At 45.0% G+C, this 12,833-nt stretch carries 9 protein-coding genes; 6 read left to right on the forward strand and 3 right to left on the reverse strand.

The genetic code is table 11. The features are described 5' to 3' along the window. The first annotated feature begins 3 nt into the window (after positions 1-3). The 3 genes from N39L_RS20600 to N39L_RS20610 all read left to right on the forward strand — a co-directional run bounded on the left by N39L_RS20600 (position 4) and on the right by N39L_RS20610 (position 4,681). Positions 4-1,611, forward strand: a complete 1,608-nt coding sequence (locus tag N39L_RS20600) for a polysaccharide biosynthesis/export family protein (protein ID WP_014276227.1) — start codon at positions 4-6, stop codon at positions 1,609-1,611. Between the two features lie 151 nt (positions 1,612-1,762). Then, on the forward strand, positions 1,763-3,985 hold the full coding sequence (locus N39L_RS20605; RefSeq protein ID WP_014276228.1) for a GumC family protein: 2,223 nt from the start codon (positions 1,763-1,765) through the stop codon (positions 3,983-3,985). After that, on the forward strand, positions 3,986-4,681 hold the full coding sequence (locus N39L_RS20610) for a 4'-phosphopantetheinyl transferase family protein (RefSeq protein WP_006620109.1): 696 nt from the start codon (positions 3,986-3,988) through the stop codon (positions 4,679-4,681). 33 nt (positions 4,682-4,714) lie between these two features. On the opposite strand, the gene fcmC is transcribed toward N39L_RS20610, so the two are convergent. Together fcmC and fcmB are read right to left on the reverse strand one after the other, a co-directional pair. Continuing rightward, a complete protein-coding gene (gene fcmC / locus N39L_RS20615; protein WP_006620108.1) occupies positions 4,715-5,308 on the reverse strand; it encodes a filament morphology membrane protein FcmC in 594 nt (197 codons plus the stop codon). A 129-nt stretch (positions 5,309-5,437) separates the two neighbouring features. After that, the gene (fcmB, locus tag N39L_RS20620; RefSeq protein ID WP_006620107.1) at positions 5,438-6,556 is read right to left on the reverse strand and encodes a filament morphology actin-like protein FcmB; all 1,119 of its coding nucleotides are present in this window, start codon (positions 6,554-6,556) and stop codon (positions 5,438-5,440) included. A gap of 620 nt (positions 6,557-7,176) precedes the next feature. Here fcmB and ftsH2 point away from each other — a divergent pair. The 3 genes from ftsH2 (at position 7,177) to N39L_RS20635 (ending at position 11,185) form a co-directional block, all read left to right on the forward strand. Further along, positions 7,177-9,066: an ATP-dependent zinc metalloprotease FtsH2 gene (gene ftsH2 / locus N39L_RS20625; protein WP_006620106.1), complete on the forward strand. Its 1,890-nt coding sequence runs from the start codon at positions 7,177-7,179 to the stop codon at positions 9,064-9,066. A 250-nt stretch (positions 9,067-9,316) separates the two neighbouring features. Beyond that, positions 9,317-10,627, forward strand: coding sequence for an aminopeptidase P N-terminal domain-containing protein (locus N39L_RS20630; RefSeq protein WP_006620105.1), 1,311 nt, complete (start codon positions 9,317-9,319; stop codon positions 10,625-10,627). A gap of 210 nt (positions 10,628-10,837) precedes the next feature. Continuing rightward, positions 10,838-11,185: an SH3 domain-containing protein gene (locus N39L_RS20635; protein ID WP_014276229.1), complete on the forward strand. Its 348-nt coding sequence runs from the start codon at positions 10,838-10,840 to the stop codon at positions 11,183-11,185. A gap of 43 nt (positions 11,186-11,228) precedes the next feature. Here the strand turns inward: N39L_RS20635 and N39L_RS20640 are convergent, their stop codons facing one another. Beyond that, positions 11,229-12,830 carry a glycosyltransferase family 39 protein gene (locus N39L_RS20640; RefSeq protein WP_006620103.1) on the reverse strand — a complete coding sequence of 534 codons (1,602 nt, stop codon included), beginning with the start codon at positions 12,828-12,830 and terminating at the stop codon, positions 11,229-11,231. Between the last annotated feature and the right edge of the window lie 3 nt (positions 12,831-12,833).

The raw sequence follows: 12,833 nt of genomic DNA on the forward strand, positions 1-12,833 counted from the left end.
GATATGGGCGCTAACCTCAACCCGATTAAATCCCTATTCCTCACCGGTCTCTACTCAGTGGCGAGTATTATTCCTTTAGCCATCATCACCAGTGGCGGCAAGTCGATGGCTCAAAGGATACCTGATCGGTGCATCTTACCCCGCTCCTTTGTGAATCAACCCCTACCGAGAGGCGGCGGACAACCCGCACCAGTACAACCAGACTGGCCTACACTATTAGAGCTTTTCCGCAATGCGGATGCTCCCATTCAGACCAGACCCTCTGGTATTCCGGTGTCACCTTCTGTGTTTGAAGGTCCTATTGGCGATCGCATGAAAAGTTATGAGCTAGGACCGGGAGATCAGATTTTTATAGATGTGTTTATCAATGGTCAGCGTTCCCAAGAATTAACTATTCCCAATGCCACCATTGGTCCTCAAGGCTCCCTGGCTATGCCTTTAATTGGTCTGGTGGAATTGGAAGGATTAACCTTAGAACAGGTGCGCCAGAATATCCAACCCCGCCTAGCTCAATTTGTCAGAAACCCTGAAGTTGTCGTATCTCTGGTAAATCAGCGACCTGTACAAGTCACCGTGACCGGAAAAATTGCCAGACCAGGTTTTTATCCCCTGTCATCACCACAACTAATTGTCGCCTTGACTACGGCGGGGGGAACTAGACCAGGGGCCGATTTACGACGGATTACTGTGCGCCGGACTTTACCCACCGGACAAACTCTAGAAACGGAAATAGACCTATTTACCCCCCTGTTATTGGGTTTGGAACCGCCTAATATTCGCCTAAGCGATCGCGATGTGATTACAGTCCCCACTCAGGAAGTTAGCCCCTCAGAAGGCGTAGAGCGAGATCTATTAGAAAATTATAGTCTGGCTGCTGCACCAGTTCCCGCCCAAGTAACCGTCGTTGGGGAAGTTGTGCAACCAGGCTTCTATACCCTCCCCGCTGGGGGTTCTCGTGTCTCTACGGCGCTGTTAGCGGCCGGAGGTGCCACATTAACTGCTGACTTGCGAACCGTCCTAGTTTGTCGCACTACCGTTGATGGTCGAGTTTTAGAAGATATCATAGATCTATATACACCCTTAGCAGAAGCTACTGCTCTCCCGGATGTTTCTCTATCTAATGGTGATTCGGTGATTGTACTACCACTAGATCCTGATGTTGATGAGAGAGACTACGATCGCAAATTAGTGGCTAGTTCAACTTTAGTTAACCAGCAAATTACGGTCAGAATTCTTAGTTATGCCGGAAATGCGATCGGTGCGGTAGCCTTACCCAATGGTAGCACCTTTATTGATATCCTCGCCAATGTACCTTTACAAACTGGAGACCTCGATAAAATTGCCCTGATTCGATATGACCGACAATCTCGACAAACAACTACTCAGATTCTGAATGGTAAAAATGTACTTAGAGGAGACCAAACCGACAATATTCTACTACAAGATGAGGATGTGATTGTGATTAATCGTAATCTGATTACTCAAGTTACTGTGTTTCTCAATAACTTTACCCAACCCTTTCGGGATGTCCTCGGCTTTACTCTCTTCTTTCAACAACTCATTAATTCGGCGGAAAGATTATTTGGACCCGACCAACAACAGGGTAATTAAAGGTATACAGCTTGTTCAGAAATTGTGCTAAACATTACCATCACCCTAAATACCTCTACCAGGGAGTGAGAGGGACTTTGACAGCCTATGGCATGATTACTGAAAAGGCTGTAAATACCAAATTGCTATTACCAAAAATTCTGATATTGCCATGACTTTACCAATTGTTAAACGCTATTTAATCGCCTTTGAAAACTACAAATTTGCGGGACTAGCCGCCTTTGTGGTAGCCCTGGGAATTTCTGGGGGTGTGGGTATGATTTTGGAAGCGCCGCCAAGACCGCCCTACGAAGCCAGAGGAATTTTAACCTATAAAAATCCCCCCGTTTTGTTCTCCCAAACAGGTCAGAATATTCGACAGCAAGGACAACAACTGACAGACCGGATGTTACTACAACCCCGTGTGATTGAGACGGTGTTAAATGAAACGATGATTACCCCTAGAGATTTTCGTAATGCTAGGGTTCAAATCAGACCGGGAGAGGGTGGTCAACCGGGTACAATTCAAGTCACCTTTAAAGATTATAATCGCGATCGCTCTGTGGAAGTGGTCAATGTATTAATGCGGGAGATGATCGAACAGAGCCGTTTAATTAATACGGAACAACTCCGCAATATTATGGACACAATTCAAGATCGCATGGGACCAGCGAGAGCGGAATTGAGAGAGGCTCAAAATACTCTGGAAGAGTATGATAGACGAGAAGGCGCTACTTTATTGGCGATCGAAAGTGGTTCTTTACCTCAGTCGATTATTTCCAATAGAAATCATGTAGAACAGCTTGAATTGAGACTAGATTCTATTAATGCTCAAATCGCTAGTTTGGAAGGTAGACTAGGATTGAATGTCGATCAGGCCTATGTTTCCCAAGCGCTGACGGCTGACCCAATTATTGCTCAATTGCGAGTACAACTTTATCAAATTGAGTCTCAGTTAGAGTTTCTGCGTAAGGATTTTACTGATGCTCATCCCCTGGTAGCAGATTTAATTAAACAACAACAGGCAAGCGAACAGCAATTACAAGCGAGAGCTTCTGAGGTTCTCGGTGGTCATGGGGTGGCGGCTCCCCTGCGACAGGTTGACCAAATTCGGGTTGATTCGTCTTTAGACCCCTCCCGACAGCAAATTGCTCAAAATTTAATTAACCTGCAAACTCAGCAAGAAACTCTACTCCAAGAAATTGCTACTAGCCGTGAGGTGGGACGCAGATTAGAACGGGAATATGCGACTATTCCTAATAAGCAAATGGAGAAAATGCGGTTAGAGCAACAGGTGGGTTATAGACAGACACTCTACGATAAAATGCAGGCGCAATTGGCTGATGCTCAGGCGGCGGAAGCGGAAACGGTGAGTAGTTTACAGGTGGCTCAGGAGGCGGCGGCTCCTGATGTGGAAGATCCACCACCACCACCTAGTTTAATCCTGGTCATGGCTGCGGGTGGCTTTGGTGGGGTGATAGTTGGTGCGGTGCTGATTTTTGCGTTGGGTATACTTAGCGGTAAATTCTACACCTGGGAGGAGATTCAGGGGGCTTTGAAAGAACGAGAAATTCCGATTCTGGGAGTGCTTCCCAATGTTTTGGATGACCATGCGGATTGGGATATGCCTTTACTACTACATCACAATTCTCGGTATTTGGAACCCTATGAGCAGGTGCGTAGTAATTTGTTCAGTAACGGCCAAAAACCTCCGAAAGTGGTGTTGATGACTAGCACTAAAGGACCGGAAGGTAAGACTCTGACGGCTTATAATTTGGCGATCGCCTCCGCGAGAGCCGGAAAACGGACTTTGATAATTGAGGCGGATTTGCGATCGCCAAGTCAAGTTGAGAGAATGCGATTGGCTATTGATTCTCAGGACCGTTGGGAACCTTTGCGCTATTACGGAGATTTGAATAATTGTATCCGCATGGTTCCAGATGTGGAAAATCTCTATGTGATTCCCTCTCCTGGTCCGTTAAAACAAGTAACGGCGGTGCTAGAGTCTAGTGAGATGCGACGTTTGCTTAAAGAGGTGCGCCATCGCTTTGATGTGGTGATTGTGGATGTACCTGCTTGGAGTGACCATAATGATGCTTTGACTCTGGAACCTTTAACTGATGGCATGGTTTTGGTGGCTAGACCTACTTGTACTATGTCGGCTCAGATGAATCAATTGGCTGATCAGTTGACGGAAACTGATGAGGAGCAAACTGGACCGAAAAAATATCGGCCGAGGTTACTTGGTGCTATTATTAATGGGGCTGAACTCGATCTTCTGCCTGAAGATGATGGGGAGTTGATTGATATTCAGAGTGTTGATTCTTTGGATCGTCCGGCTTTACCTAGGGATTATGAGCCGATTCCTCAATTGCCTTCTGGCGCTAGGCGTTAAATGTTTCAACGGGTTGATATTACCCCGTTTGGGGATGATGCGATCGCTCCTCATGTTGAGGTTTGGCAGGCTGATTTGGATTTGCATTTAAGTCAAATTGCTGGTCTGGAAAGACTCCTAAGTGCTGAGGAAAGACAAAGGGCGGCCGCGTTTCGTCGGGAGAGCGATCGCCTCCATTTTACCGCCGCTCGTGGGATTCTCCGCCAAATTTTAGCCTCTTATGTAGGGGTGGCTCCCCCAGGGTTGGAATTTGCCTATAGTCAACGGGGAAAACCGGGTTTAATTACTGGAAATTCTCAGGGTGAAATACAGTTCAATCTTTCCCACTCCCACGGTAAGGCTTTATATGCGATCGCCTTTAACCGCAGAGTTGGTATTGACTTAGAAAAAATCCGCTCCTTGGATGGATTAACTTTAGCCAAACGCTTTTTTTGTGAGGGGGAATATTCCCAACTTTCTAACCATCCAAAAGCCGCACAAAATCGCGCATTCTTTCAGCTTTGGACGGCGAAAGAAGCCTTACTAAAAGCCACTGGTACGGGATTAATTGGCTTAAAAGATGTGGAGATTTTACCCAATAATGATGGTCAACTTTTCCTGGCTAAAATAGTTGGAAATTACCCACATAATTGGTATTTAAAAACCTGGGAAATTGACAATTGGGCGGCAGCTATAGCAGTAGAGACCCTGAAATAAGCACCTAGCAACACTCCCACCAGTAACTTGATGTTAAAAATCATCGACTAAAGAACTCAGACGCTCCAGGAGGGGGTCAGTTTTTTGGGGGGGGACGGGTTCTGGTGGTGGGGGAGGCGGCGCGTTTGACCGAGAGGGTTCTGGTGGTGCAGCAGGTGATGTAATTTGGGGCAATTTACTAGGTATTTGAGCGATCGCCTCATTGGTAGTATCCAATTTCAATGCGATCGTCGCCTGAAATTGAGCAAGCTGCTGGGTTAACTGATTAACCTGACTCTCAAGTTGTTGGGTTTTATTTTCCGGTTTTTGGGCTTGTAGCTGTCGCTCCAAAGCCCCTAATTGTCTCTGGAGACTCAATAAACCCTCTTCAATAGGTTTTAGATTAGGAGAGGGGTTTAAAGGTCTTTCCGAGGTAATTTCCGGGCGGTAATCATTGTTGTTAATCACAGGGGTCTGTGTAGTGGGAGAACTCAACAAAAACTGCCACAAAGCCTGTTTACAGAGATTGCTAAAAGTTTGATATTTAGTGAGAGATAGCTCCTTTTCGATCGCCTCTAACAGAGTTTGATCAGCAGCATCCTCAGTAAAAGTAACCGACTGCGTAAGTTTTTTATTAGCCCAGAGCATAGTTAGGTAGGACGTATGGGCAGACCTGCCAATGAGGACTAACCCAGTTTAGCAGCAATTAGATCTAATTTCACCCCCAAACAGGCTATCCCGTTGAGGAAGTACCCAACGGGATGAAAAACCAATTAATTAGCGTTTCGCCAGTTGAGCCTCCCCATAAACATATTGTCCTAGGGAGTTAGCCTTACGAGCCGGTTGAGTCAGATGAGCCCTTAACTGAGCCTCTTTGAGTAGGGGTTGTAGATCTTGCCAGAAAAACTCACCACCGCCGCCAGTAATCACTACATCTGTGACCCTTTCTGGCAACCATTTTACCACGCGATCGCAAAGATCCCGCGCAAAAATCTTACGCAACTCAGGTACAATTTCATCTAGGTTAGCAGGTTTAGTCGCCCCTCTGGGACGATAAAAACGTTGTCCTTGGGGTTTATGTACTGCCTCTAGCAAGAATAGGGATTGAGCATCGGCTCCCTCAATCTTAGCGGCGACTTCCTCATAAAATTTACTCATCGCAAAGACTTCACTCTGAGAAACCCCACGAGCAAACCGGAAGCGATCGACAGTCAAGAAATCCGTAGTTTGATGTCCCACATCAACAATAGCTACAGAAAGATCCGCAAAGTTAGGCATATCTTTACTGCCCTGGGCTTCACACCAAATCAGGCTACCATAGCCCTCTGGCATTACCCGAACACTCTGGATATCAACCACGACTTGCTCACCCCTAAAGACCAAGGTATTGGGTCCACTGAGGAGACTCATAATTTGTTCTTTCTCTCGCTCAAACTGTTCTTGGGAGTAGAATGGTAGACCCAGCACCACATCAAGATCGCCTTTGAGGTTGAAATACCCCACACAAGCGAAGATCTTAATTAGGGCATCGTTGACCTTAGAGGGGTTAGCGGCGGGATCTACGCCAAACAGACTCGCTCCAAAATCAGCAGCCAGTTGACCGACGGCAAAACCATTTCCCTGATATTCCAGCCATAGATCTAACAGAGGATCGGTGTTTTTCGACTCAAAGCCGCCGCCACGGGCTTTTTCTACACTTAGTTGGGCAACATTAGAGGGGATAAAAACCACATCTGCGGGGTTGCGACTAATACAGGATTTAGTTGCGGTTCTCCCCAAGTCAACACTGAGAATCGTTGAGCGGCCGACTACAGTAGTAGTGGTCGGTTTGGTTGTGGTAGCTTTAGCTAACGGTGACTGTGACTGTGACTGTCCGGGCTGTTTGTTACTCTGCATCTGAAAAATCCGTTACTTCACGAAGACTCAAAAATTGTGACACTCAGAGGGACTAAGTCCGTGAGATTCTTCTTTCGGCCATCAGACTTGCCATCGGGAACTAAAGTTCTCAACACTCAAGCTGATACAAGAAGCATTTGGGTTGCCTCACAACCCAGTTGACCAGTACATCAGGGTACTTAAATCTCATGCTTTCGATGTTAATTGCCAGATTGCAGCCCCATTCTCACAACTTGAATTCAGAAATATGAGTTTGAGTCTCTAGCAACCTTCTGACAATTCTCCCATAGTTATAACTTTCCTGAGATTTAGATGTAGGCAATCCAACAACGGTAACTTTACCCTACTTCGATCGCGAAATAATCATCTCTAACTACAATTCCTAGGATTATAGCCTACTGTCCCCCATTGCCAGATTATATTCCACTGATGTTTTTCCGTATCAGGACTTTTCCCCCTCATCAACTGTAGCCGGCCATTAAACTCCCCGGCCTGGTTGCCTGATCACAGACTGTTACGTTACATTTAGTTAAGATTATGAATATCTTTAATCTTAGCCATTGACTGGGCTGAGTTTTAAGAAATTTCTGATGTATTAGCACATAGAGGCAACGGAATTTATGAAAACATCTTGGAGAACCATTCTGCTATGGACGATCCCGGCCCTGGTGATCGGGTTCTTCCTGTGGCAGGGTGCTTTTGCGGCTTCCCCGACGGATATAGCTCAAAATAATACAGCCAGCACTCGCATGACTTATGGCCGATTCTTAGATTACCTCGATGCCGGGCGGGTTACCAGTGTGGATCTATATGAAGGGGGACGGACGGCGATCGTTGAGGCGATCGATCCTCAATTGGATAATGGAGTGCAGCGCCTACGGGTGGATTTGCCTAATAATGCCCCGGAACTAATTTCTCGCCTGCGTGCTGCTAATATTAGCTTTGATTCTCACCCTCCCCGTAATGATGGGGCGATTTGGGGACTTTTAGGAAATTTGGTTTTCCCGATTTTGTTGATTGTGGGCCTATTTTTCCTGTTCCGCCGTTCTAATAATGTGCCGGGTGGCCCTGGTCAAGCGATGAACTTCGGTAAGTCTAAGGCTCGTTTCTCTATGGAAGCCAAAACCGGGGTTTTGTTTGATGATGTCGCTGGCGTTGAGGAAGCTAAAGAAGAACTCCAAGAGGTGGTTACCTTCCTGAAAAAGCCGGAACGCTTTACCGCTGTTGGGGCGAGAATTCCTAAAGGTGTTTTGTTGGTTGGCCCTCCGGGAACTGGTAAAACTCTCCTGGCTAAGGCGATCGCCGGTGAGGCTGGGGTTCCCTTCTTTAGCATCTCTGGTTCGGAATTTGTGGAGATGTTTGTTGGGGTTGGCGCTTCCAGGGTCCGCGATTTGTTTAAGAAGGCTAAGGAAACTGCCCCCTGTATCGTCTTTATTGATGAAATTGATGCGGTCGGTCGCCAGCGTGGTGCTGGTATTGGCGGCGGTAATGATGAACGAGAACAGACCCTTAACCAGTTATTAACTGAAATGGATGGTTTTGAGGGTAACACGGGCATTATTATTATTGCTGCTACTAACCGCCCAGACGTTCTCGATTCGGCTTTGCTGCGCCCCGGAAGGTTCGATCGCCAAATCATAGTCGATGCTCCTGATATTAAGGGCCGTCTGTCGGTTTTGGAAGTTCACGCCCGCAATAAAAAACTTGCCGATAAGGTGTCTCTCGAGGCGATCGCTCGTCGGACTCCCGGATTTACTGGGGCTGACCTCGCCAACCTACTTAATGAAGCCGCTATCCTCACCGCCCGCCGCCGCAAGGATGCCATTACTATGGCCGAAATTGACGATGCCGTTGATCGGGTTGTCGCTGGTATGGAAGGAACCCCCCTCCTTGATGGTAAAACTAAGCGCCTGATTGCCTATCATGAGGTCGGACACGCGATCGTTGGTACTCTGATTAAAGATCATGATCCCGTTCAAAAAGTTACCCTAGTTCCCCGTGGACAGGCTCGCGGTTTGACCTGGTTTATGCCTGATGAGGATCAGGGTTTGATTTCCCGGTCTCAAATTCTCGCCCGTATTACCGGCGCTTTGGGCGGTCGCGCCGCCGAAGATATCATCTTTGGTGATGCCGAAGTTACCACCGGCGCTGGTGGAGACCTGCAACAGGTGGCGGGAATGGCTCGTCAAATGGTGACTCGTTATGGTATGTCTGACTTGGGACCCCTTTCTCTGGAATCTTCCCAGGGTGAGGTCTTCCTAGGTCGCGATTTTGCTACCCGCACTGAGTATTCTAATCAAATTGCGGACCGCATTGATTCTCAAATTAAGGCGATCGCCGAACATTGTTATCAGGATGCTTGTCAAATCATTCGCGATAACCGGGAAGTTATTGATCGCCTAGTTGATTTACTCATCGAAAAAGAAACCATTGATGGAGACGAATTTCGGCAAATTGTAGCTGAATATACTGAAGTTCCCGAAAAAGAACGGTTTGCTCCAGTATTATAATCTCTCTAACTGAGAAATTGCTCTTAAATTTCCGCCCAGTTTCTTATTCAAGAGACTGGGTTTTTTAATCTAATCTTAATCTAATCATCCTGTTGACCTCTTTATACTCAAGTTACCAATTACTGACCCAGGGGTGGCACTAATTGTTCTAAAGATGAGATCCAATTAAATTATCATGGGCACACTAACTAAATGCTAAGACTAAGTTATATGATCAAAAATGACCATCTTAATCAGGACAACTTAACCAATGACCACACCAGTAGAATATCAACAGCGTCGGGAACAGTTAATGGCTAAAATTGGTGGCGGTACTGCCATTTTTAGCAGTGCGCCCACAGCAGTCATGCACAACGACGTTGAATATTCTTACCGCCAAGATAGCGACTTTTTCTATCTCACTGGCTTTAATGAACCTAACGCCGTCGCCGTGTTCGCACCCCACCACCAAGAACATCAATTTATTCTATTTGTACAACCCAAAGACCCCGACAAAGAAACCTGGACCGGATATAGAGTTGGGATTGATAATGCTAAAACTATTTATGGTGCAGACCAGGCTTATCCAATTCATGAATTAGACGAAAAATTACCCCAATACCTACAAAAAGCCGATCGCATTTATTACCGACTAGGACGCGATCAACAATTTAACCAGATAATTCTCAATCATTGGCAAAATTTAATCCGGGTTTATCCTAAACATGGCACAGGTCCTATTGCTATTCAAGATGCTGGTACAATTCTCCATCCTCAAAGGCTAATTAAAAGCCCCAAAGAATTGGAATTGATGCGAAAAGCCGCCGAAATTTCCGTAGCCGCTCACCAGAGAGCGCGAGAATTTGCTCAACCCGGAAAGTATGAATATCAGGTACAAGCTGAAATTGAATATTTCTTTAATCAACATGGTGCTACTCCCGCCTATCCTTCCATTGTCGCCTCTGGTGAAAATGCTTGTATTTTGCATTACATTGAGAATAATCGCCAAATGCAAGACCAGGATTTATTGTTGATTGATGCCGGTTGTGCTTATCAATATTATAATGCCGATATTACCCGCACTTTTCCCGTTAATGGTAAGTTTACACCAGAGCAAAAAATTATTTATGAGTTGGTTTTGCGCGCACAAATCGCCGCCATTGAACAAGTTAAACCCGGAAATCCTTATAACCAGTTACATGATACGGCGGTGCGGGTTTTGGTAGAAGGTTTGCTAGATTTGGGATTGCTCAAAGGCGATATTGATGAGATTATTAAAGAGGGCAAATATAAGCCTTTTTATATGCACAGAACCGGACATTGGTTGGGCTTAGATGTTCATGATGTCGGCGTTTATCAGTGGGGTGAAGAACCGCAATTATTGCAGCCAGGACAAGTGTTAACTGTGGAACCGGGGATTTATATTAAACGGGATATTAAACCCGTGGAAGGACAACCAGAGGTCGATGAGCGATGGCTGGGAATAGGGGTGAGAATTGAGGATGATGTTTTGGTGACAACAGATGGTTATGAGGTTCTGACGGCTGGGGTTCCTAAGTCGGTGTCAGCTATGGAAAGTTAGGCTGATTTTCGGGGTGGAGTTGATGTTAATTTCTACCCCGGTTTTAACTTACCTAAGAAGGTTATGTTTGGGGTGAATATTTAATTAATTGTGATTATAACTGTTCCTTTTGGTCTTGAGATTATGGCAAAGATTAAGTTTTTGTAAAGAAACAGCCGTCAATCCTAGTCCAGTATGATATAATATAAAATTGTCATATATCGGGCAATGATGCAGATGAAACCTTGGCATTATGTTTTGATTCCGATGACGATCGCCTCCGCTACGGGTTGGGTAACAGCAGCGATCGCATTTACTGATTTTGACTCTGTTAAACCGTCTCAGGAATTACAACTTGCTCAAACTCCCGTAGGCGCTTGTACTGTCGATGACCCTACCGGAACCCCCTTAAATGTACGAGCTACTCCTGCTGGTAAAATTGTTGGTAGTTTACCCAATGGAACTCGGGTAATTTTAGGAATAACAGACGGTAGAGAAGGACCGAACTGGACTCGCATTATCGGACCCATAGAAGGTTATGTTTGGAGTCCATATTTAACTAATTGCGCTTACCAATAAACCATGAATATATATAGTTCATAGGACTACAACTCCTCTGCAATTATTGAACTTTCCACAGGTCTGGGATATCCAGAACTTGCTCAAGGTCGCCATAATTTTGCTGTAGCAACTCTTGTAATTCCTGAGAAGGTCTAAATACAAAAATGGTGGAATTTTCAGGAATTAATTGTAATGATGGTTGATTACTCATCAGAATAAGTTTAACCTCATTATTATCTAATAGATAACTGAGGGAGATTAAATCTCCTGTATTAGTACCATTTCCCGCATCAGAAATTACCACAGACGAGTTGGCTTGATTAATTTCTGTAGCCACTTGATGATTAAAATAGCTTAAACCTTTATCCCACCAAGTTGATGAAACTGTACTTAAACCCAAGGAGATAATACTAGAACTTAGTAATATGGCTAATACCCACAGCCACAACTTTTCACCATCCAATAATGATTGACGACCAGTATTAAGGTGGGTTACTAATAAAAAGGCGATCGCCATTTGAATAGCTGGAAAACAAGCGATCAGATACCGAGTGACAGAGGAACGCTGTCCCCCCCATAAGAAATCTGGTAAAACCAACAGGATAAACGGTATCAAAATCGCAGTTAAAATAAATAATCCGGTTTGACTATCATTGGTTTCACTTACATAATACAGAGCATAAATAATTAGCAGTAAAAACGGCAGCCTAAATAAATACGTCCAGAAGCTGTTAAAGCCAAAGTCAATATCAACTAAAACCGAGGTAAAACTTAGCATCCAAAACTTAGATAAATCCAGTAAACTCATGGATTGATGAGTCCAACTGGTCAAGTCTTGAGCCTGTTCCCAATTATGGATAATCACAGTTATCCAGGGTAGATAAAGAACCACAATTAAACATATAGATATTGCCAACTGAATGAAAAACAAAGACGGACGTGGTTTATAATTCCGTCTCGGTTCCGACCCAAAAATCAAGATTCCCCAACCGATATGACTGGCTATAACTAATCCAAAAAATAAATGGGTATATAATCCTAAAGTGCAGGTAATTACATAACCCAACCACCACAGCCAATTGTTGGTGCGACTCCCTTTGAGTAACATCAGACTAGATGCGATAATTAAAGCCGTCATTAAGCTGTATTGACGAGCAGTTTGCGCTAATAATATATCCACCGGAGAAACAGCCAATAAAGCCGTAGACATAAGGGAAATTAGCGGAGATTGAAATAATTCCCAAGCTAAGGCATAAATAAGCGGTAAGGATATTAAACTAATGACGGCGGGTAAAAGACGGGAAGCTAAAATCGAACTGCCAAAGCCTCGCATCCAACCCCTAGCTATGAGATAATATAGGGGGGGATGATGGGGGTTTCTATGCAGAGAGGCGAGAGTATCGGCGGCGGTGCTATCGGGTTTGAGGCGTTGATATTCTAGGAGTTCTGAAGGGGTAAAAATGCGATCGCTGAACAATTGCTGATCTACCTGTTCGCGCGTAAAACCAGCCGATCGCAAGTTGGTAAAAACTTCATCATGGGAATATAATTTGCGATCGAGACTCGCAAAACGGAACAACACCCCCAGGACAATCACAATCATTAACAGAATAACCAGGCGACGGGGTGAACCACCTGTAAACACCTTTGGTTGGTAGAGCATTCC

The sequence above is a fragment of the Limnospira platensis NIES-39 genome (genome assembly GCF_026000695.1).
GTDB lineage: Bacteria > Cyanobacteriota > Cyanobacteriia > Cyanobacteriales > Microcoleaceae > Limnospira > Limnospira platensis.

Coding starts and splice junctions, on each gene's coding strand:
- N39L_RS20640 (WP_006620103.1), bottom strand. CDS start 12,830: ATGCTCTACCAACCAAAGGTGTTTACAGGTGGTTCACCCCGTCGCCTG.
- fcmC (WP_006620108.1), bottom strand. CDS start 5,308: ATGCTCTGGGCTAATAAAAAACTTACGCAGTCGGTTACTTTTACTGAG.
- ftsH2 (WP_006620106.1), top strand. CDS start 7,177: ATGAAAACATCTTGGAGAACCATTCTGCTATGGACGATCCCGGCCCTG.
- fcmB (WP_006620107.1), bottom strand. CDS start 6,556: ATGCAGAGTAACAAACAGCCCGGACAGTCACAGTCACAGTCACCGTTA.
- N39L_RS20605 (WP_014276228.1), top strand. CDS start 1,763: ATGACTTTACCAATTGTTAAACGCTATTTAATCGCCTTTGAAAACTAC.
- N39L_RS20600 (WP_014276227.1), top strand. CDS start 4: ATGGGCGCTAACCTCAACCCGATTAAATCCCTATTCCTCACCGGTCTC.
- N39L_RS20630 (WP_006620105.1), top strand. CDS start 9,317: ATGACCACACCAGTAGAATATCAACAGCGTCGGGAACAGTTAATGGCT.
- N39L_RS20610 (WP_006620109.1), top strand. CDS start 3,986: ATGTTTCAACGGGTTGATATTACCCCGTTTGGGGATGATGCGATCGCT.
- N39L_RS20635 (WP_014276229.1), top strand. CDS start 10,838: ATGCAGATGAAACCTTGGCATTATGTTTTGATTCCGATGACGATCGCC.